The organism is Ruegeria sp. BHSB058, assembly GCF_059613285.1.
The window spans coordinates 20,326-40,996 of the sequence record NZ_JBXWSF010000011.1 but is presented as its reverse complement, the minus strand read 5'-3'; the positions used below and the strand labels follow the sequence as shown (position 1 = coordinate 40,996).

General features: G+C 58.1%; 21 protein-coding genes. 5 read left to right on the top strand and 16 right to left on the bottom strand.

The genetic code is table 11. The features are described from left to right. Positions 1 to 7: 7 nt before the first annotated feature. The 11 genes from AC2FNB_RS04735 to AC2FNB_RS04685 form a co-directional block, all read right to left on the bottom strand. Entirely contained in the window at positions 8 to 514 is a 507-nt protein-coding gene (locus tag AC2FNB_RS04735; RefSeq protein WP_496744800.1) for a tetratricopeptide repeat protein, read from the bottom strand. 74 nt (positions 515 to 588) lie between these two features. Continuing rightward, on the bottom strand, positions 589 to 1,575 hold the full coding sequence (locus AC2FNB_RS04730) for a type II secretion system F family protein (protein WP_496744798.1): 987 nt from the start codon (positions 1,573 to 1,575) through the stop codon (positions 589 to 591). Positions 1,576 to 1,585: 10 nt separating this feature from the next. Then, the gene (locus tag AC2FNB_RS04725) at positions 1,586 to 2,554 is read right to left on the bottom strand and encodes a type II secretion system F family protein (protein WP_480747758.1); all 969 of its coding nucleotides are present in this window, start codon (positions 2,552 to 2,554) and stop codon (positions 1,586 to 1,588) included. 10 nt (positions 2,555 to 2,564) lie between these two features. After that, on the bottom strand, positions 2,565 to 4,007 hold the full coding sequence (locus AC2FNB_RS04720) for a TadA family conjugal transfer-associated ATPase (RefSeq protein ID WP_480747757.1): 1,443 nt from the start codon (positions 4,005 to 4,007) through the stop codon (positions 2,565 to 2,567). Between the two features lie 23 nt (positions 4,008 to 4,030). Continuing rightward, complete coding sequence (locus tag AC2FNB_RS04715) at positions 4,031 to 5,266, bottom strand: CpaE/TadZ family protein (protein WP_480747756.1); 1,236 nt, start codon at positions 5,264 to 5,266, stop codon at positions 4,031 to 4,033. A 194-nt stretch (positions 5,267 to 5,460) separates the two neighbouring features. Further along, positions 5,461 to 6,093, bottom strand: coding sequence for an OmpA family protein (locus AC2FNB_RS04710; RefSeq protein ID WP_480747755.1), 633 nt, complete (start codon positions 6,091 to 6,093; stop codon positions 5,461 to 5,463). Positions 6,094 to 6,110: 17 nt separating this feature from the next. Then, positions 6,111 to 7,535 (bottom strand): type II and III secretion system protein family protein, encoded by a 1,425-nt coding sequence (locus tag AC2FNB_RS04705; protein WP_496744795.1) that lies wholly within the window; start codon positions 7,533 to 7,535, stop codon positions 6,111 to 6,113. Positions 7,536 to 7,727: 192 nt separating this feature from the next. Then, positions 7,728 to 8,585: a Flp pilus assembly protein CpaB gene (gene cpaB, locus AC2FNB_RS04700; protein ID WP_496744794.1), complete on the bottom strand. Its 858-nt coding sequence runs from the start codon at positions 8,583 to 8,585 to the stop codon at positions 7,728 to 7,730. A gap of 165 nt (positions 8,586 to 8,750) precedes the next feature. Next, positions 8,751 to 8,951 (bottom strand): hypothetical protein, encoded by a 201-nt coding sequence (locus AC2FNB_RS04695; protein ID WP_496744792.1) that lies wholly within the window; start codon positions 8,949 to 8,951, stop codon positions 8,751 to 8,753. A gap of 81 nt (positions 8,952 to 9,032) precedes the next feature. Beyond that, complete coding sequence (locus AC2FNB_RS04690; protein WP_496744790.1) at positions 9,033 to 9,248, bottom strand: hypothetical protein; 216 nt, start codon at positions 9,246 to 9,248, stop codon at positions 9,033 to 9,035. A gap of 85 nt (positions 9,249 to 9,333) precedes the next feature. Then, entirely contained in the window at positions 9,334 to 9,546 is a 213-nt protein-coding gene (locus tag AC2FNB_RS04685) for a hypothetical protein (RefSeq protein WP_496744789.1), read from the bottom strand. A 345-nt stretch (positions 9,547 to 9,891) separates the two neighbouring features. On the opposite strand from AC2FNB_RS04685, the gene AC2FNB_RS04680 reads away from it, so the two are divergent. After that, positions 9,892 to 10,743: a lytic transglycosylase domain-containing protein gene (locus tag AC2FNB_RS04680; protein ID WP_496744787.1), complete on the top strand. Its 852-nt coding sequence runs from the start codon at positions 9,892 to 9,894 to the stop codon at positions 10,741 to 10,743. Positions 10,744 to 10,790: 47 nt separating this feature from the next. On the opposite strand, the gene AC2FNB_RS04675 is transcribed toward AC2FNB_RS04680, so the two are convergent. The 5 genes from AC2FNB_RS04675 to tldD form a co-directional block, all read right to left on the bottom strand. Next, on the bottom strand, positions 10,791 to 11,417 hold the full coding sequence (locus tag AC2FNB_RS04675) for a CoA transferase subunit B (protein ID WP_496744785.1): 627 nt from the start codon (positions 11,415 to 11,417) through the stop codon (positions 10,791 to 10,793). Beyond that, positions 11,417 to 12,121 (bottom strand): CoA transferase subunit A, encoded by a 705-nt coding sequence (locus AC2FNB_RS04670; protein ID WP_480747747.1) that lies wholly within the window; start codon positions 12,119 to 12,121, stop codon positions 11,417 to 11,419. The genes AC2FNB_RS04675 and AC2FNB_RS04670 overlap by 1 nt, the downstream gene beginning before the upstream one ends. Before the next feature lie 132 nt (positions 12,122 to 12,253). Continuing rightward, positions 12,254 to 14,893, bottom strand: a complete 2,640-nt coding sequence (topA, locus tag AC2FNB_RS04665) for a type I DNA topoisomerase (RefSeq protein ID WP_496744783.1) — start codon at positions 14,891 to 14,893, stop codon at positions 12,254 to 12,256. A 172-nt stretch (positions 14,894 to 15,065) separates the two neighbouring features. Further along, positions 15,066 to 16,220 carry a DNA-processing protein DprA gene (dprA, locus tag AC2FNB_RS04660; RefSeq protein ID WP_496744781.1) on the bottom strand — a complete coding sequence of 385 codons (1,155 nt, stop codon included), beginning with the start codon at positions 16,218 to 16,220 and terminating at the stop codon, positions 15,066 to 15,068. 231 nt (positions 16,221 to 16,451) lie between these two features. Further along, a complete protein-coding gene (gene tldD, locus AC2FNB_RS04655) occupies positions 16,452 to 17,873 on the bottom strand; it encodes a metalloprotease TldD (RefSeq protein ID WP_496744779.1) in 1,422 nt (473 codons plus the stop codon). Between the two features lie 177 nt (positions 17,874 to 18,050). On the opposite strand from tldD, the gene coxB reads away from it, so the two are divergent. From coxB to AC2FNB_RS04635, 4 genes are all read left to right on the top strand, one after another. Further along, positions 18,051 to 18,887 (top strand): cytochrome c oxidase subunit II, encoded by an 837-nt coding sequence (gene coxB, locus AC2FNB_RS04650; RefSeq protein WP_480747743.1) that lies wholly within the window; start codon positions 18,051 to 18,053, stop codon positions 18,885 to 18,887. Between the two features lie 87 nt (positions 18,888 to 18,974). Then, entirely contained in the window at positions 18,975 to 19,919 is a 945-nt protein-coding gene (gene cyoE, locus AC2FNB_RS04645; RefSeq protein ID WP_496744777.1) for a heme o synthase, read from the top strand. Beyond that, on the top strand, positions 19,916 to 20,077 hold the full coding sequence (locus AC2FNB_RS04640) for a cytochrome c oxidase system small membrane protein (RefSeq protein WP_480747741.1): 162 nt from the start codon (positions 19,916 to 19,918) through the stop codon (positions 20,075 to 20,077). Before cyoE ends, AC2FNB_RS04640 begins: the two co-directional genes overlap by 4 nt. Next, positions 20,077 to 20,652 (top strand): cytochrome c oxidase assembly protein, encoded by a 576-nt coding sequence (locus AC2FNB_RS04635; protein ID WP_496744775.1) that lies wholly within the window; start codon positions 20,077 to 20,079, stop codon positions 20,650 to 20,652. Before AC2FNB_RS04640 ends, AC2FNB_RS04635 begins: the two co-directional genes overlap by 1 nt. Positions 20,653 to 20,671 lie beyond the last annotated feature (19 nt).

Genomic DNA, 20,671 nt, shown 5'->3' with positions numbered 1-20,671 from the left:
GCCTCGATCATGGTGTTCTGCGCAGGACAAAATCGCCCTGTCCCCGCTGCACCAGTTTGAATTCTTCTTTTTCGGAGATGGTAACAGGATTTTCCATTTTTGCGAGAGCTAACTGTAAATTGTCGCGTATTGCGTCACTTTCGCCATTGTCCAGCGCATAAGCCTTCTTGAACACCAATGCGGCCTCGGGATACTGTCGGGTTTCCACCAGAACTACACCAAGGTTGTTCCAGGCCTCAGGCCAGTCCGGGGCCTCTTCGACCGCTCGCCTGAGCAGTTTCTCGGATTGTCCGAGACGCCCCAACCCCAGATTGGCCGTACCCATGCCGGTTACGATCTCGGTTGTCATCCCTTCCTTCAGGGCCGCACGGGAAAAGGCGTTCAGGGCCAATTCGTATTCACCGGATTCCATAAGACGATGCGCCACGATCAGAGGTTCTACCTCTTCGCCCCATGGATCAAAACCGGGTGGGTAAGGTGTGTCGGGCAGGCTATTGGACGCGCAAGCGGTCATCGCTGTCAAAATGGCGATGACCGCTAACTTTCTGCATAGAGATCTGGGCCCGCCCACGCCCGGTTTGAACATTATCAGTTGCCTGCGCCGATGTTTTTCAGATTCGCGATGCCTTGAGCCGAGGGGCCGACCAGAATGACCAACAGCGGCGGAACCGTCAGCATCATTGTGGCAAGGGTCATTTTCGTTGGCAACTTGTTTGCGGCCTCTTCGGCGCGCATGACGCGTTTGTCGCGCATTTCATCGGCATAAACGCGCAGGGCTTCCGCGATCGAAGTGCCAAAGGTCGCCGATTGGATCATCACCGTAACGAAGGACGATACGTCTTGAACCCCGCAACGTGTGCCCATGTCCCTGAGAACCCTGTCCTTTTCCTTTCCCGCCTTCAATTCGTGGGCGACAATCTCGAACTCTTCGGCAATCTCAGGGTAGGAGACGTGCATCTCTGCTGCGACACGGACAATCGCCTGATCAAGCGACTGACCCGCTTCGACGCAGACCAGCATCATGTCCAGCGCGTCCGGAAATCCGGAGGTTATATTCTCTTTGCGGGTCGCGACCCGGCGGGTGATCCAGTATTTCGGCAAGAAGTAACCGATGAACCCAGGGGTGAGAAGGCGGATGGCTATCTGTTGTCCGCTGAATTCCTGCCCGCTTGCCAAAACGGTGACAAACAGTGTTCCGATTAGTAACCCAAGAATCCCTAACGCAAATTGTGCGAAATGGAAGAATCGTACAGAGTCCTTCGAACGATAACCAGCCTGACGCAGCTTGAGTTGGATCGCGGATAACTCTTCGGCGTCTTTCGGCTCCAGGAATCCCGCGAATTTTTCAAGCTGCTCGTTGCGGCCAGCTTGGCGCAGTTGATCTTTTTTACCTTTTGGAGGCGCTTTCGGTGCGGTGTCGCGCTTGAGTTTGTTGAGGGGGTCTTCTTTCTGGTTCAAAAGAACCGGAACCGTCAGAAGGATCATGAACAACCCAAGCACGCCAACTGCGATCAGAGGGCCGAACTCACCAAGGTGCTCGGTCAGCAGGTCATTGATCTTGGTCAGGAATTCCATGTCGGCCCCCTTACACTTTGATGTTCGTCAGCGCGCGCATAACGAACAGGTTGAGCGTCAGCATGATACCGACGAAGAAACATGCCGGAATGAACCAAGGGTGATCGAGAACCACGTCATAGTAGTGCGGGTCCTTTACCATGATGAACATCAGACAGAACAACGGAAACGCCGACAAGAACTTGCCGGACCATTGCGCTTCGGCTGTGATCGCCTTGACCCGCCGAAACAGGCGGAACCGCGCGCGGATTACTTTTGCCAGACCAGCAAGAATTTCGGCTAGGTTACCGCCGGATTGCTGCTGAATTGAGACAGCGACGGCAAGAAAGCGGAGATCCTGCATGTCGAGGCGCTGTGCCATTTCCTTGAGGGCTTCGCCAACGTCGCGGCCATATGCGCTTTCATCCGCGATGATGCCGAACTCGGTGGCGATCGGGTCGCCGACCTCTTTTGCGACGATCTGGATGGCCGATACAAAGGGGTGGCCCACGCGCAGCGACCGAACCATCAGCTCAACCGCGTCGGGCAGTTGCTCTTCGATGAGGTTCATACGTTTCTTGGCCTTGTGGTTGACCCACAAGTAGACCCCACCCACTCCGAAGACGACCGATATGGCGGCGCGAACCGGTGTTTCAGTGTTGGTCCCGACGCTGAGTGCTACAAAAGCGAATGCCGACACAAAGACCATGATCATGATCAGCTGCGTGGGCGTGAACGCGATTGCAGCTTTCTGCGCCTTCTCGGACAAAAGGGAATAGAGCGGAATGGACTTGGTCTTCATGTGCTGCTGCATTTCCTTGCGCAGCTGCTCAAGTACCTGTTCGCGCCCTTGCCCCTTGTCGAGCATCTCCAACCGGCGGTTCACGCGGCTGTTCTGACTGATCGACTTGCCAAAGGCCACCAAGTACAGACCTTCAACCAAAAACAGGACGCCTATGAATATGGCGCCATAAATGAACGGCTCCAGGCTGAGTTGCATGGCGTGATCCTCACATCGTGGTTGGGTCGTAGATGGACGGCGGCAGATCAAAGCCCCAAAGGCGGAACCGCTCGGAAAAGTGACTGCGCACGCCCGTTGCCGTGAAATGTCCGATAATCTTGTTCTCGGGCGTTAACCCGACACGCTGAAAGCGGAAAATCTCCTGCATCGAGATCACATCGCCTTCCATACCGGTAATTTCTGTGATCGACGTCATCCGGCGCGAGCCGTCCTGCAAACGGCTGGCCTGTACGATCAGGTTCACGGCTGAGGCGATTTGGCTGCGAACCGCCTTGATCGGCATCTCGATTCCTGCCATGGCGATCATGTTTTCCAAACGCGAAACCGCATCACGGGCAGAGTTGGCATGGATTGTCGTCATCGAACCGTCGTGACCGGTGTTCATGGCCTGCAACATGTCGATCACCTCGGCGCCGCGCGTTTCACCGACGATAATTCGGTCGGGACGCATACGCAGGGCGTTTTTCAGGCAGTCCCGCGGGCTGACCTCACCTTTGCCTTCGACGTTGGGCGGGCGGCTTTCCATTCGGCCCACATGGGTCTGCTGCAGCTGAAGTTCCGCCGTGTCCTCGATAGTCAGGATACGTTCAGAATTGTCGATGAAGCTGGAGAGCGCATTGAGGGTGGTGGTTTTACCCGAACCTGTACCACCCGATACGATCACGTTCAGACGGGTGGCGACCGCTGCCTGCAGATAGGCCGCCATTTCTTCGGTAAAAGCACCGAAAGTCACTAGATCGTCGATGTTCAGCTTGTCTTTCTTGAATTTCCGGATGGAAACCAGCGACCCGTCAACCGCAATTGGCGGGACCATCGCATTGAAACGCGAACCATCGGCAAGACGGGCGTCAACATAAGGGTTAGATTCATCGACGCGACGACCCACGGCGGACACGATTTTGTCGATAATCCGCATCAGGTGTTTTTCGTCTTTGAACGAGATGTCGCTCAACTCAAGCTTGCCGAACCGTTCGACAAAAACTTGCTGTGGGCCGTTCACCAGAATATCGCTGATTGAATCATCCTGCAAAAGCGTCTCGAGTGGGCCAAGCCCTTTGACTTCGTCATACAGTTCCTTGTTCAGTTGCGCCCGGTCCTCGCGATTGAGAACGACGCTCTGTTGTTCCAGGATTTCGCTGGCAATCGAGCTGATTTCGGTTCGCAGTTCTGCTTCCGAGGCGCGTTCAAGCGCGGCAAGGTTCAGGTTTTCCAGCAACTCGCGGTGAAGCTCAATCTTGAGCTCACCCAACCGTTCCTTGCGCTTTCGATCCCGATCAGAGCTCCCGGCGACCGCCGGGCGCAATTGAACGGGTTTCCGCATCGATGCCTTTGGCGCAGCCTCGGACTTTTGGGTTTCGGTTGATGTATTGGGGTTTTGCTCTTTCGCACTGACCGGCACAGCTCCCGGTTGCTTTTTGTACCTGGAAAACACAGCGGATCCCCCTCAGGTTGCTATCAGGCGGCTTCTGCGTCGTTGCTGCCCAGGGCATGCAACGATTCGGCCAGTTTCGAGATTTCCTTGCGCAGCGGATTCTTCGCCGCTGATGAGGCGAGCGGCAGCCCATGATCGCCGCCCTGCATGACCGGCTTGCCACCGTCAGGCAATTGCAGGTCGATGGAGATGCCCAGGCTTTCGCCCATACGTTTGACACGGCTTTTGCCGGTCAGATCCGTGAATTTCGGGGCGCGGTTCAAGGCAAATCGCAGTTTGTTGAATGGCAGATCCTCGGATTGCAGGGCGCGTTTCAGGCGCAAAGCGTTCTGCGCCGACCGCATGTCCAGCTCGATCAATGCAAAATAGACGTGCGCGGCCTGCAAGACAGTTTCCGACCAGTGGACCAGGGTGGTCGGCATATCCACGACCACATAGTCAAAATGTGCGCGCGCAATGTTGATGACACGCTGAACGTCTTCCTGCGTGATGATGTCGAGCGGAACCAGATCAGCAGGAGCGGTCAGGACCTGTAGCTTGTCTTCATAGGTCTGAAGCGCCTGACCAAAGGCGTCTTCATCCATTGACGCAGTGTCGGAAAGCATCTCGAACACCGCTTCACGACGGGGAAGGTCGAGATAGGTCGAGACAGTGCCAAATTGCAGATCGAGATCCAGAAGACATACGCTCGGCGCATCTTTTTTGGATACGTTGGCCAACTCCCAGGCCAGATTAACTGCCAGCGTAGTCGCACCGACACCGCCCGCCAGACCGTGAACAACCAGAAGAGCGCCTTCTTTCGAGTCTTGAGCGTCCAGTTGCGGCGATGAACCTTGCGCCACGAGCTTGGGCTCGGGCTTTCTGATTCTGGTTATCGCCTCCTGGAGTTCGTTTTCGGGCAGGGGGTAGGGGACAAACTCGTCGGCGCCTTGCCGCAAAAGCTTGTGAAGAGCAGCCGGTGTTACATCTTCGGCGATCAGGATGACCTTGATGCTGCGCGACTTGGCCAGAACGATGATCTCGCTCAACCGGTCAAGGTCGTTTTCGTCGTCGCCGTCAATTGCGAGCGCAATGAATTCAAGCGTTTCGGCCTCGGGTTGTTCGAGAAAGGCAAAGGCTTCGGAAAAGCCAAGATCGCCCCAGCTTTCGCCCATTACCACTTCCATGTCTTCGATAAGCAGATCGAAATTCTGAACATCGCGGCTGACGGTGCAGGCCCGGAGCGTGTTTTCCTCGGAATGCGGCGAATCGCTGCTCATCAATAAGATCCTTTGTTGCGTGAGCGCAGGTCAGAGGATCAGCATTGCGCCTAGTCTGGCCTGAGATCGCCCGATTGCGGTCGAATCCGCCCGCAGATCACATATTGATGACAAGATTGCTGTGAAGTTGGGCGAGATTGGGGCCGAAACGAATTAATTGTAGGGAATTGGGCGACTATGTCGCCCAATGCCAATTATTGTCCCGCCTCAATGGCACCGGTATAGCTACCAGTGCGCAGCGGGGACGGCGGTACAGCGCTGCTGATGTATTCACGGTACACGATCCTGGCGTATTTGCCGTCCAGAACGTTTGCGTGCCGACTGACGAACCCGGATACTTCAGTTACCGTGCGACGGTTGCGGCGGTCACGATCCGTTGTCTGCACGAGCGGCTGAGTTTCGCCATAAGAAACAACGGCCTCAAGACGTGAGCGCGAGATGCCCTGCCGCGCAAAGAAATTGACGGCAGCTTGCGCACGACGCAGGCCCAGGCTGTTGTTGTAAGAGGGCGATCCAACCAGATCAGTGTGACCGTAGACCCGGAAGCGAACTTCGGGGAACTGTTTGATCCAATCTGCCTGTTGCAGCAGGATTTGCTGCGCTGTTGCGTCCAGTTGGGCGCTGTCAAAGGCAAAGTTGATCTGATTCGGCACTTCTTGCGCAAACCGCTCGGCCAGGATCTGACCATAGCTGCGTTCGCCGTTCATGACCTGAACGTTGTTAAGTGTCGCGTTTCCGAATGTGCCGGTGTCGACATCATACCCCGCTTCGCGTCCGCAGGCTGCGACGGCCAGCATCAGACCCAGGGTGAGTACCTTGTTTTGCATTGGTCCCATCCTTCCAATCAATCCAGAACGTAGCCGTAAGAGCCGGTGAAATCCTGCTTGGCGACCTCCGAAGCCGCGCCACTACCGGGGCGCTCGGTGCGCGTGGTAAGACCGTTCAGGAACAGGTCGGCCTCGCTCGGCGGTTTGACACGGTCGGTTGGCAGGGTCAGCGCCTCACCAATCGTCGGCGACACCAGATGTGCGGTCACGATGATGACCAGCTCGGTCTGGTTCCGCTGATAACTGGTGCTGCGGAACAGTGCGCCAAGCACAGGCACATCGCCAAGCCAGGGCAATTGCGTGTTGCTGTCCTGGAAATCATCAGAAATCAGGCCGGCAATTGCAAAGCTTTCACCGTCACGCAGCTCCACAGTGGTTGCGGTTTCGCGCTTGATGAAAGACTGGATGTTGAAGCCGCTGATCGTGATCGAGTTGTTCGGATCCAGTGCCGAGACACCGGCCACCATCTCGAGGTTGATCAGGTCGCCATCCACGACGCGCGGAACAAACTTCATCTCGACGCCAAACGGTCTGTATTCGATCGTTGTCACGCCCTCTTCCTGCTGAACCGGGATCGGATACTCGCCACCCGCAAGGAAGTTGGCCTCTTGCCCCGACAGCGCCGAAAGATTCGGTTCTGCCAGCGTGCGCACGGCACCTTTCTGTTCCAGTGCTTCGATCAGCAGGCGGACCTGGGTCGATCCCGCGCCAAAGCCGAAAAGGAAGGCTCCGCTGTTAGTCTGCGATATGGGAATTTGGTTTACCCCACCGGTCAGATTACCCAGAGCGAGGTTCAAAGCACCAGCCGTGTTAAGTGTGCCGGTACCTGCAGTGACGTCGGTTCCGCCAACACCCCAGGAAGCTCCCAGTGCCTTTGACACCGAACGTTGCATCTCGGCAAAGCGGACTTTCAGCATCACCTGCTGTACGCCACCCACGCTCATCAGGTTGGAAACCCGTTCCGGGGCGTAACGTTCCGCCAACTCAAGCGCACGGGCCAGCTTGGCCGAGCTTGAAATCGTGCCGGACAGGACTATACCGTCATTGGCCGTGCGCACCTCGATCCGCTCTCCGGGCAGGATCTGCTGCAGACGCTCTTTGAACTCGGTGACATCCGGTGCAACCCGAACCTTGACGTTCGTGATCAGGTTACCACCGCCATCGAACAGCGACAGGGTTGTCAAGCCGGGCGATTTGCCGAGCACATATATAGTGCGGTCCGACAGTGACGAAATATCCGCAATGCCAGCATTCGCGATGCTGAGCTCGGCGAATGGCTCTTCGCTTTCAACTACGATTGCGCGGTTCATCGGAACGTCCAGCGTTTCCGCTGTGCCGTTCTTGACTACGCGTAGGTCTTGCGCCCACGCGGATGTACCGACGGGGGCCAAAACTATTGCCAGCCCCAGCAGGGCCGGTTTGATCCAGGAACTAATTTTCATGTGACCTGCCTTTCCGATCACGCCTCGTTTCGGGTCTTATGCCCATGCTTTTCAGTTACTGTGCGTGAGTTCCGGTTTTATTGCAATAATCAATGGTTTCCGGAGTTTTCTTTATGTGGGGAATCGGCAACAACCAAAACGCGAAGGCCGCGCAACTGCGCGGCCTCCATCTGTTAACTTTTTGAAATTCTGTCAGTTTGTGCAGGGAATCTCTATGACGACAATCTCGGCGCCGCGCCGGTTTCGAACCGTGCAGACTTCTTCTTGAACGACTTCCGGTGCTGCCTCGATTTCACCAAGTCCCAGAAGAGTTCGCTGATTGACCTCGACCGACGCCGTTACCGTCTCGTCGCCAGCGCCAACCAGTGCCAGGGACATGCTGCCGGTATTCTGGGCCTGTGCAAGCGAAGCGATCTGTTCAGGTGTCGCGGCGACCGTGACGGTACGTGCAATCGTCGCCCCGGTCAGATCCTTCCCGGCGGTTTGGTCGACGGCGATGACCTGGATGTTGGCTTGGATCAGTCGGGTTATTTCACCGCGCCCGCCTTCTACCGAATCGACGTTTCGTCCGGTCCAGTAAACGTCCACGTTGTCACCCGGTCGCAGAAACCCCGACACGCCCGAAGCCACGTCCACGCGAATCGCAAAAGCGCGCATTCCCCTGGAAAGTTGCGATGTCAGCCCTGCATCCTCGCCGGGATTGGTCACTTTTACGGCCATGATGGCCTCGTCCTTTTCCATCGCGCGCAAAACATAGCGATTGTCGGATTCGTCAGTTGGGAACAGAGAGGCGGGATCAGTAAAGGTGCCCTCGGGAATGGCATTTTCCGGCCACTTGACGATACGAACGTCGTCTTTGTTCAATTGCTGTCCATACTTCAGCGCCTTGTTTGCAACGATGACATCCACAGTGGGAACAATCAGTGCGCGCGCCTGCCGTTCTTTAGCCAATTCAGCCTGGTATGCTGTGATATAATTCTTGGCCAACATGACTGCGCCACCGGCCAGCGCCACACCAACGATAAGGACAAGCCCGAAGACGACCCTCATATCTGCACCTCTTATTCGCTTATTCGGGAATGCAGTGTCAGCACACCCCTGCTGCTATTGAAGAACGGTAAATGGTAATTGTGTCGAAAACAGGGACAAAATCTGTGGGATTGCAATTTGTCCCGAATTCGGAATTAGCCGGTCTGACGTGCAGATCGCTTGTTTTTATTGGATCGGATTTAGGCCGGTGCTGACTTGTTCGTCAGAAAGCGCCTGGCCAATTTTTTCACCCACTGTACCCGTCGGTCCGGTGACTGCGGAAAAGGCGATGGCCGCCAGCGCGACAACGGCAGCAGTCAAAACGACCCAGTCGACTGTCACGGCTCCGTCTTCGCCGGAAACGAATTCAGTAAGCTTTGTGAACACGATGCCCTCTCGCTACGCTAATAGTAATTGTCTTCGTATCCGGGACGCAGTCTCGCGACATGGGAATTTGAAAGTTTCGGCTTATGGATTTGTGGCGCCACCACCGCTGATACCGCCCGTGGTTACGCTGATAGATGAGAGCGCACCGCCAATTCTTTCACCAACGGTTCCGGTGGGTCCGGTCACCGCGGAATAGGCAATGGCGGCCAGGCCTACAACTGCGGCTGTTAGGACAACCCAGTCGACAGTTACGGCTCCATCTTCGGAGGATTTGAATTTCTCGAGAACGGCAAACATGATGCCACCTCTTGCTTGACTGAAAAAGGCCGCACCTTGGCTGACGAGGCGCGGCCTTGAATTTCTAAGTCAGACTGAATTCAGCTTACGGCGTGGTGCCGCCACCGCTGATACCACCGGTATTGACCGAAACGCTGGACAGCGCGGTGCTGATGTTGCCGGCGATGGTGCTGGTGCCTGCGGAGATCTGGTTGTATGCGATTGCGGCCAAAGCAACCACGGCTGCGGTCAGCACAACCCAGTCAACGGTTACGGCGCCGTCTTCGTCTTTGCGGAAGTTCTTGATGAACTTGATCATGTCATGTCCCTCCTAAGGATCAAACTAAAACTACCTCGGCGTCGTCTTAGAACCACCTCTCATCGGTTCATGTCCGTCGCGGTATGGGAATAGTTTTGCCCTTGGCCCGTGGCAGGAATTGGGCCAAATCGCGAAATTTTCGCCCAGAGGTTAACTTTTCGATCATTTTTCTCATAAGGCATTGAAAGTAAATATAAAAAATATGTCGCCAACTGGTTGAGTCCCTGAGGTGCGATGCAATTTGGTATCAATTTGGGCAAAACCGCCCCAATTCGTTGCGAAATTCTGGCTTTGACGGCAGGATTCGGCGACAAAACTCAGAAAAACAATACATGAGGCAGGCAGATGAACCTCCGGAAAGCAAGAGTATGCGCCGGCGCGTTAGCGATTCTGGCCTTTGGCGCTGTTACGGGGCATGCAAACGAGCCCGCCGCAGGTGGCGCGCTGAAAAGAATAAAGGCGCCGCTCCCCGGATCGCGGCCCAAGGTGACCGTGCAGATCACACCCGAAGAACATGCCGCGCGTCCCTTTGCCAAAAGCACAGGCGGGACATTGGATATTCCCACCGTCATCGCACGGGCCGAACCAGCACCCGACGTGAAACCGCCCAGCAAGGCGGGGCGCTACAACCGGTTTTGGGAAAAGGTTTCTCCGGACCTCGCCAAGGCGGGGGCAGGGCGGTTGGACGAGGCGTTTCGCGCGCTCACCAGCATTGGCGTCGGCGGGCCGCGCCTGCAGGCGCTGCAGGACATAGCAAGAGAGCGCGGCATCGATATCCTGCGCTCGACCGTCGGTACCAATGTCTCACCCGCACTTGTTCTGGCGGTGATATCGGTCGAATCCGCCGGTCGCGCCGATGCGGTCAGTTCAGCGGGGGCGCAGGGGCTGATGCAGCTTATGCCCGCGACGGCCAAGCGGTTCGGGGTCAGCGACAGTCTTGTGCCGGGTCAGAACATCGCCGGCGGGGTGAAATATTTGAACTGGCTGATGAACGAGTTCGGCAACGACCCGATTCTGGTGCTGGCCGGGTATAACGCGGGCGAAGGCGCGGTGCGCAAACACCAGGGCGTGCCGCCTTACGCCGAAACACGAGACTATGTTCCCAAGGTGCTGGCGGCATTCCAGATCGCGCGCGGTCTTTGTTCGACGCCGCCCGAACTTATCTCGGACGGCTGCGTCTTTGCCGCCATGCAATGAAAAAGGCCCGCCGAAACCTGGCGGGCCTTTTCGATTTTCCTATCCGGTCAGTTGACGATTGTCGCCTCGGTGGCGGCGCGCATCTCTTCATCCGAGACACCATCGGCCAGCTCGACGATCTTCAACCCGCCTTCGACCACGTCCAGAACGCCGAGGTTGGTTATGATCCGGTCCACCACGCCCTTACCGGTCAGTGGCAGGGTGCATTCCTTGAGCACTTTGCTGTCGCCATGCTTGTTGGTGTGATCCATCACCACGATGACCCGACCGACGCCCGCGACCAGATCCATGGCGCCGCCCATGCCCTTGACCAGCTTGCCGGGGATCATCCAGTTCGCAAGATCGCCTTTCTCATCGACTTCCATTGCGCCCAGAATCGCGGCAGCAATCTTGCCGCCCCGGATCATCGCGAACGAGGTGGCGCTGTCGAAATAGGCGGTGCGGGCCAGTTCGGTGATCGTCTGCTTGCCCGCGTTGATTAGGTCGGGGTCCTCTTCGCCCTCGTAAGGGAAGGGGCCCATGCCCAGCATGCCGTTTTCCGATTGCAGGGTGATATCCTTGTCTCCCACATAGTTCGCCACCAGCGTCGGAATCCCGATGCCGAGGTTCACATACATGCCGTCTTCCAGCTCTTCCGCCGCGCGGGCGGCCATCTGATTGCGGTCCCAGGGCATTATGCGTCCTCCTTCTTGCGGGTGGTGCGTTGTTCGATGCGCTTTTCGTGCTGCCCCTGAATGATGCGGTGCACATAGATGCCGGGCAGATGGATGCAATCGGGGTCCAGCTCGCCGCGTGGGACGATTTCCTCGACCTCGGCCACGCAGATCTTTCCACAGGTCGCGGCAGGCACATTGAAGTTGCGCGCCGTCTTGCGAAAGATCAGGTTGCCGGTGTCGTCGGCCTTCCACGCCTTGACAATGGCGAGATCGGCAAAGATGCCGTTTTCCAGAATATAGGTCTCGCCGTTGAAATCCTTGTGCTCCTTGCCGTCGGCAATCACCGTGCCGACGCCGGTCTTTGTGTAAAAGCCTGGGATGCCCGCGCCGCCGGCGCGCATGCGTTCCGCCAAGGTGCCTTGGGGATTGAATTCAAGCTCCAGCTCACCGCTCAGGTACTGACGCATGAATTCGGCGTTTTCGCCTACATACGAGCTGATCATCTTTTTCACCTGTCGGGTCTGCAGCAGGATGCCGATACCGAAATCGTCAACGCCTGCGTTGTTCGAAGCAAAGGTCAGATCCTTGACGCCGGATTCTTTGATCGCGTCCAGCAGCAGCTCGGGAATGCCGCATAGGCCGAAACCGCCCGCCGCGATGAACATCCCGTCATGCAGCAAACCGTCCAGCGCCTCGGCGGCATTGGCATAGACTTTTTTCATGGAAAACTCCCCCCAATGACTTGGTGATGCCGCAGGTTGTGCCGTCGCGTCACGGGGAAGTCAATGAATGCATGGGGGAAAGGTATTTATACGTAATGACGCGGCCCGGCATGAAAACCGGGCCTGCGACTTTCACTTGGAACTGGGATTCTTTGCCACCTTTTTCTTGGTCGGCGCTTTCTTTTTGCCACTCTTCTTGGCCGCTTTTTCGGCCACCAGTTTCACGGCCATCTCCAGCGTCACATCGGCAGGTTCCGTACCCTTGGGCAGGGTTGCGTTCACCTTCTCCCATTTCACGTAGGGGCCATAGCGGCCTTCCATCACGTTGATCGGGCCACCGTCAGGATGTTCGCCCAACTCCTTCAGCGGCTTGGCGGCGGTCCTGCCGCGCCCTGCGGGATTGGCGCGCTTTTCGGCCAGCAACTCCACCGCGCGGTTCATCCCGATCTCGAACACGTCGTTGGGGTCTTTCAGGTTGGCGTAGACTGGCTTGGCTTCATCGGCCAGTTGATGCATCAGATAGGGGCCGAAACGCCCGAAGTTCGAGGTGATCATGCCGCCTTCGGGGTGCTCACCGATCTGGCGGGGCAGGGACAGAAGCGTCAGCGCCTTGTCCAGATCCATGTCATCCTTGCTCCAGCCGCGTGGAAGCGATGCGCGCGGAGGCTTCTTGTTCTCGGGCGTGGGTTCGCCTCGCTGAACATACGGCCCAAAGCGACCGGATTTCAGCCAGATCTCATCCCCGGCGTCCTCGCCCAGCAATTGTTCGTCGCCTTCTGCGCCTTCACCGGCGATGGGCCGTGTATAGGTACACTCCGGATAGTTGCCGCAGCCCACGAACCCGCCAGTGCGCGAGGTTTTAAGGTGCAATTGCCCCAGACCGCATTTCGGGCAGATACGCGGGTCGGACCCATCCTCACGCGGGGGGTAAAGCTGTGGCGCCAATGCCTCGTCCAGCTTGTCCAGCACTTCCGAGATGCGCAATTCGGATGTTTCGCCAATCGCTGCCGAGAAATCGCGCCAGAACTTGCCCAGCAGATCCTTGTAGTCACGATCACCGGCGCTGACATCATCCAGTTGCTCTTCCAGATTCGCGGTGAACTCGTATCCAACATACTGGCGGAAGAAGTTCAGCAGGAAGATGGTGACGATCCGCCCCTTTTCCTCGGGGATCAGTCGGTTCTTGTCCTTGCGCACATATTCACGGTCCTGAATCGTGGTCACGATCGAGGCATAGGTCGACGGACGCCCGATGCCCAGCTCTTCCATCCTCTTGACCAAGGTCGCCTCGGTATAGCGCGGCGGAGGTTGGGTGTGGTGTTGCAGCGCCAGAACCGCTTCGTTTTCGGACAGGATCGCCTCTTTGGCGACCTTTGCGCCTTCGGTCACCTGCGTCTCGCCGGTCGCCTTGACGAACTGATCGGACAGAGACTCGCGGGCAAAGACGGCCTTGTCGCCCCGCATGATCTGGGGCAGGCGTTTGTCATCCTCGTCAGCCACATCGTCGCGGCCCTCTTCATAAACGCGCATGAATCCGTCGAACAGAACGACCTGGCCGGTGGCCCGCAACCCGACCTGGCCGTCGTCCGAGCCGATCTCGACCGTCGTCCGCTCCAGTCGCGCCGCTGCCATCTGGCAGGCAATGGTGCGTTTCCAGATCAGGTCATACAGCTTGCGCTGATCCTCATCCGTGACCTTCAGCGCCTTGGCGTCGCGGTTCATATCCGTCGGGCGGATACATTCGTGTGCTTCCTGGGCGTTCTTGGCTTTGTTCTTGTAGATGCGCGGGTTGTCCGACACATATTCAGCACCGTACCGGTCCGCGATGGTGTCGCGTGTTGCCGCCACCGCTTCGGGCGCCATGTCGATGCCGTCGGTCCGCATATAGGTAATGTAGCCGGCCTCATACAACCGCTGCGCCACCTGCATCGCGTGACGCGCGCCCATGCCGAATTTGCGGCTTGCCTCCTGCTGCAGCGTCGAGGTCATGAAAGGTGCGCTGGGGTTACGTGCGGTAGGCTTGGCCTCGACCGCATTCACGGTCAGGGCGCGGCTGGTGACGGCCTGCACCGCCAGTTCCGCCTGCGTGGCATTGGCAATGTCGTGCTTGTCCAGCTTCTTGCCTGCCAGCGTGACCAAACGCGCCTCGTAAATCTGACCGCGCGGCGTTTCGAACAGCGCCTTGACCGACCAGTATTCGACCGGCTTGAACGCTTCGATCTCCATCTCGCGCTCGACGATCAGGCGCAGGCAGACTGATTGCACCCGGCCCGCCGACTTTGCACCAGGCAGTTTGCGCCAAAGAACCGGTGACAGGTTGAACCCAACCAGATAATCCAGCGCGCGCCGCGCCAGATAGGCTTCGACCAGGGGCATGTCGACTTGGCGCGGGTTTTGCATCGCCTGGGTTACCGCGTCCTTGGTGATGGCGTTGAAGGTAACCCGGCTGACCGCCGTATCCTTTTTGATCGAGCGCCGCTTGGTCAGCGCCTCTTGCAGATGCCAACTGATAGCCTCGCCCTCGCGATCGGGGTCAGTGGCAAGGATCAGGGCATTGTCATCCTTGAGCGCGTCTGCGATCGCCTTGACATGCTTGCGGCTGTCGACGCCAACTTCCCAGGTCATGGAAAAATCATGGTCCGGATCTACCGATCCATCCTTGGGTGGAAGGTCGCGAACGTGCCCGTAAGAGGCCAAAACCGTGTAGTTGGGGCCAAGATACTTATTGATTGTTTTGGCCTTGGCTGGGGATTCTACAACAACTACAGGCATTTAAATGAAAACCTCGTATATCGGATGCGGCGCTTTCTATGGCGGTGCAAGATGTGGAGTGCAAGGGCCGAATGTCAATCCGTTCCTTTGAAGCCTGATTTCCTGCCGGTTTGAAACGCGAAAGCAAGCCCGCAAACGGGCTGCGAAACAACAAAAGTAGGGCACTGCACCTTCAGCCGATACGAGACAACAATCCGCCGGGTTGTCGTTGTATCCGGCCATCCAGTTCCAGATCAACCAGTGCCGGGCCGACATCGCCCGCACTGGCGGATAGGTCGCGGATCAACTGGTCTTCGGCAAGGGGCGAAGGGCCAAGCCGGTCAAGAATCTGAAGATGCAATTTTGCGGTTTCCCGAAGGCTGCGTTTTTGGGGCGGTGCAGGGGGCAGAGCATCCAGAAGGTCTCTGGCCGGTGATTCCGGCAGGTTGTCTTTCTCTCTGGGCAGCGCCTCGATCACGTCTTGTGCGTTGCGTACAAGTTGCGCGCCATCCCGGATCAACAAATTGCAGCCGGCTGCACGGGCATCCAGCGGATGGCCGGGAACTGCAAGCACCTCGCGACCCTGATCCAGCGCGTCGCGCGCGGTGATCAGGCTGCCCGACTTGGCGGCCGCCTCGACCACCACAACGGCCTGAGCCAGACCCGAAATGATCCGGTTGCGCCGCGGGAAATGCCGCGCTTGTGGCGTAGTGCGCAAGGGTTGCTCCGACAGTCGCAGGCCCTTTTGGGCAATATCCATCGCAAGATGCGCATTCTCTGCCGGATAGACGACATCGACACCGCCAGCCAGAACCGCGACCGTGCCTGTCTCCAAAGTCGCCAGATGGGCGGCCGCATCGATGCCACGTGCTAGGCCAGACACAACTACGTACCCTTCGGCACCCAGATCGTGTGCAAGTGCGCGCGCCATGCGCGTGCCAAGCGAAGAACAGTTGCGGGCCCCGACCAGTGCGATCATGGGTCGACGCAACAAATCCGCATTGCCCAACGTCCACAGAACCGGGGGCGCATCCTGAATATCCGTCAAGGATGCGGGATAGGCGGCATCGCCCAGGCACAAAAGCCGTGCGCGCACGGCTTTTGCGGCCTTGAGTTCGGCCTCGATCACGCCGGGAGGGCAGATTTCATAGCCCTCGACCCCGGCTGCGCGCGCCACTTCAGGCAGCGCAGCCAGCGCGTTCTGCGCTGATCCATGTTCGTTCAACAGGCGCCGAAATGTTGTCGGCCCGACCCGGCGCGAGCGCAAAAGACGGAGCCACGAAAACCGGTCTTCTTCCGTGGTGGGTGGGAGTGGGGGGTGATTGGAAGAATGCTGCTTCTCGGTCATCCGTCGCTCCGCCTGTTTGCAAAACTGGTTTACGCAACGGGGTCTTAACAGGCGGTGAATCGCGTAGAATTTATTCCAATTCACACGATTTCTTATCCTCAGCGGGCCGCAATGCGTTGAAATATAGCGATTTGGCAAATTGCCACAGCGTTCAGAAACCTGCGGGGCGACGCTGGTGCGCTCCGAATCAAGCCCGCCCGCCATTAACCCTGAACCCGGTCCGATTCTGCCTCAGGCAGCCGAACCGCCCACTGTCAACCCGTCCATCAACACCGTCGGCTGGCCGACGCCAACTGGCACCCACTGGCCATCCTTGCCGCAATTTCCCATTCCGGGGTCCAGTTCCATGTCGTTGCCCAGGCCGCGTATCTTCTTCAGCGCCGAAGGCCCGTCGCCAATCAATGTGGCGCCCTTGACCGGCGCACCGATCTTGCCGTTCTGCACCCGGTATGCCTCGGTGCAGGAGAACACGAACTTGCCGTTGGTGATGTCTACCTGTCCACCGCCGAAACCGACGGCCCAGATACCGTCCTTGATCTCGGCCACAAGTTCTGCCGGATCGGCGTCGCCGCCCAGCATGATGGTGTTGGTCATGCGCGGCATCGGGCTGTGGGCATAGCTTTGTCGCCGACCATTACCCGTTGATACGGTGCCCATCAGACGCGCATTCTGACGATCCTGCATATAGCCTGTCAGGATGCCATCCTCGATCAGAACCGTGCGTGAACTCGGGGTTCCCTCGTCATCCACGGTGATCGAGCCGCGCCGATCGGGGATCGTGCCGTCATCCAGAACCGTCACTCCTTTCGAGGCGATCCGCTGTCCCATCAGCCCGGCAAAGGCGGAACTTCCCTTGCGGTTGAAATCACCCTCCAGCCCGTGCCCGATGGCTTCGTGCAACAGGATGCCCGGCCAACCATGCCCCAGCGCCACTTCCATCACGCCCGCAGGGGCGGGCACAGCTTCAAGATTGACCAGCGCGATGCGCAGCGCCTCGCGCACCTTTTCCTGCCAGTCCGCCGGGTCGATCAGCCCGCCCAAACCTACACGCCCGCCGCCCCCGGCAGAGCCGCTTTCGCGTCGCCCGTCCTTTTCCACGATTACCGATACGTTCAAGCGCGTCATCGGTCGCACGTCTCGCACATGCACGCCATCGGGGCGCAAGATCTCCACTTCCTGTATCGAGGCCGCCAGCGCCGCACTGACCTGAACCACGCGCGAATCCAGATCGCGGGCAAAAGCGTCGATGTCCCGAAGAGTTTCGATCTTGACCGGAAAACTTGCCGATTCGATCGGGTCGGTATCGCTATAAAGCCGCTTGTTCGTCGCGATCGGTGGCTGGGCCAGCACACCGCCACCCGCACCCACCGCCAGACGCGCGGTTTCGGCCGCTCGTTTCAGTGCCGGGATCGAGACATCGGTCGAATGGGCGTATCCCGCGACCTCACCCTTGACCGCCCTCAGCCCGAAGCCTTCCGAGGCGTCATAGGACGCGCTCCGCAATCGACCGTCGTCAAACACCAGCGCCTCGGATTTCCGCCGTTCCACGAAGAGCTCTCCATCATCCGCCCCAAGGGCCGCAGATTGCAAAATCGCCAGTGCTTCATCCAGCGGAATCGCGGTCTCGAAGGGGCGAAACGGGTCATTGGGCATGGGCCGGAACCTTTCCGATTTGATCCAGATCAAAAATAGCGTCCGTTTGACGCAAGCATTTTGCTTTATCTAGTCTCCGGAATATGGTTTTTAACGCGGTCAAAGACAACGGGAGAGGTGCGACCTGATTCATACCTCCCTGTCAGGGACGCAAAGATCAAACGATCAGGACAGAAAATGAAGAATGCTTTGACGCTTTCGGGGCTTATCGCCGCCCTTTCCAGCCTGCCCGCCATGGCTCAGGAGCTTGAAACCATCGGTAAACCGACCCCCGGCGGACTGGGCTTTCAGCCGGCCGCGACGGAACTCGCCCGCGATCTGCAATCGCTCGACGGCCTGATTCTGGTCATCATCACATTGATCTGTATTCTGGTCGGCTTTCTGATGCTGTACAGCTTTGTACGCTTCAACAAACGCGCCAACCCGACACCGGCAAAGTTTTCGCACTATACCCCGGTCGAGATCGCCTGGACGGTCGGCCCGATCATGATCCTGGTTCTGATCGGATCGTTCTCGCTGCCGGTGCTGTTCAAACAGCAGGAAATCCCGCAGGGCGAAATCAATATCAAGGTCACCGGCTACCAGTGGTACTGGGGCTATGAATACACCGACGAAGGCTTCGGCTTTGAAAGCTTCCTTCTGGGCAAGGAAGCATTGGCCGAGAATGGATACAATCAGGATGAATACCTGCTGGCCACCGACAATGCCGTCGTCGTGCCGGTCGGCAAGGTTGTCGTGATGGACGTCACCGGTGCTGACGTGATCCACTCGTGGACCATCCCTTCTTTTGGCGTGAAGCAGGACGCGGTACCGGGCCGTCTGGCGCAGCTGTGGTTCAAGGCGGACAAGGAAGGCGTCTATTTCGGCCAGTGCTCCGAACTTTGCGGCAAGGACCACGCCTATATGCCGATCACGGTCAAGGTCGTGAGCGAAGAGGAATATGACCGCTGGCTGACCGAAGCCAAGGAAGAATTCGCGGGTATTCCGCAATCCTATCAGGTTGCCTCGAACTGACGTAAGGTGTGGCGGGGACACCCGCCCGATTTAGGATGATGCAGGGTGCGTGGTCTCCGCGCACCTTTCGCCCCCAAAGGACCGGAAATGAGCGACGCAAGCATCAATGCCAGCACAGTCCGCGAGGACGAGGCCAGCTTTGGCGATTATTTCGCCCTGTTGAAGCCGCGCGTAATGTCTCTTGTCGTGTTCACGGCTCTGGTCGGCTTGCTGGCTGCGCCCGTGCCGGTGCATCCGTTTGTGGGATTCTGCGCCATCCTGTTCATCGCCATCGGCGGCGGCGCGTCCGGAGCGCTGAACATGTGGTGGGACGCCGATATTGACCGCGTGATGAAGCGCACCAAGAAACGTCCGATCCCCGCCGGCAAGATTCAGGAGGGCGAAGCGCTCGCCTTTGGCCTGACGCTGTCGGGATTCGCCGTTGTAATGCTGGGTCTGGCAACCAACATCCTGGCAGGGGCCTTTCTGGCGTTCACCATCTTTTTCTACGTCGTCATCTACACGATGTGGCTCAAGCGTTCGACGCCGCAGAACATTGTGATTGGCGGCGCTGCGGGTGCATTCCCGCCCGTCATCGGCTGGATCGCGGCTACCGGCACTATGTCGGTCGAACCCTGGCTGATGTTCGCTTTGACCTTCATGTGGACACCGCCGCATTTCTGGGCGCTGGCCCTGTTCATGCGTTCGGATTATGACGACGCCGGGGTGCCGATGCTGACCGTGACTCACGGCCGTCGCGCCACCCGAGTTCACATTCTGGTTTACACTGCCCTGCTGGCGCTGCTGGCCGTCGGCACGGCCTTTTCTGACATTGGCGGCCCCGTCTATCTGGCGGTGGCGTTGGTCATGAATGCCCTGTTCCTGCGCGGTGCCTGGAAAATCTCGCGCCGGGACGAACACGCGTCAGAGGCCGATAATTTCAAGGCCGAACGGGGTTTCTTCAAGCTATCGCTGCTCTATCTCTTCCTGCATTTCGGCGCGATTCTGGCCGAGGCGCTGCTGAAGCCCTATGGGTTGGGGGGCTGGGGATGAGCCTGCGTAAGACACACGAACTGCACAATCGCCGCTTTGGCCGCAATCTGGGCGTGGCCCTGACGCTGGCGGCTTTGATCGTCATCATCTTTGGCCTGACCGTGGTAAAGGTCAGCCGGGGCGACTATGAACCGCCGCGCGCAGAGGTGCAGAACTGATGGCGATTCGGGGACCCCAGAAAACGGTTCTGCAACTGGTCGGCGTCGTCGTCGTCATGGGCGCACTCGCCTGGGCGTCGGTGCCGTTTTACAACTGGTTCTGCCGGGTCACCGGCTTTGGCGGAACCACTGGCGTGGCCGAGCAAAGCTCGGACACAGTGATCGACAAAACTGTCACCGTGCGCTTCGATGCCTCGAAGGAACGCGGCATGCCGTGGGAATTCAAACCGGTCGAACGCGAGATGACGCTTCGTATCGGCGAAACCGGGCTAGTCTTTTACGAGGCCTACAACCCGACCGACAAACCTGTCGCCGGGCAGGCCTCATATAACGTGGCCCCCTATTCGGCAGGTGGCTACTTCCAGAAAATCGCCTGTTTCTGCTTTGACGAACAGGTGCTGCAACCGGGGGAACGGGTGGAGATGCCCGTGACCTTCTATGTCGATCCGGAAATCGTCAACGATCCGGAAGGGCAATACGTGCATACGATCACTCTGTCGTATACATTCTACGAAATCGACCTGCCCGAGGGGTACGCAGCCCTCGACGCGCAGGCGGAAACAACAACGAACTAATGCCTGTAGGTGAGGGACG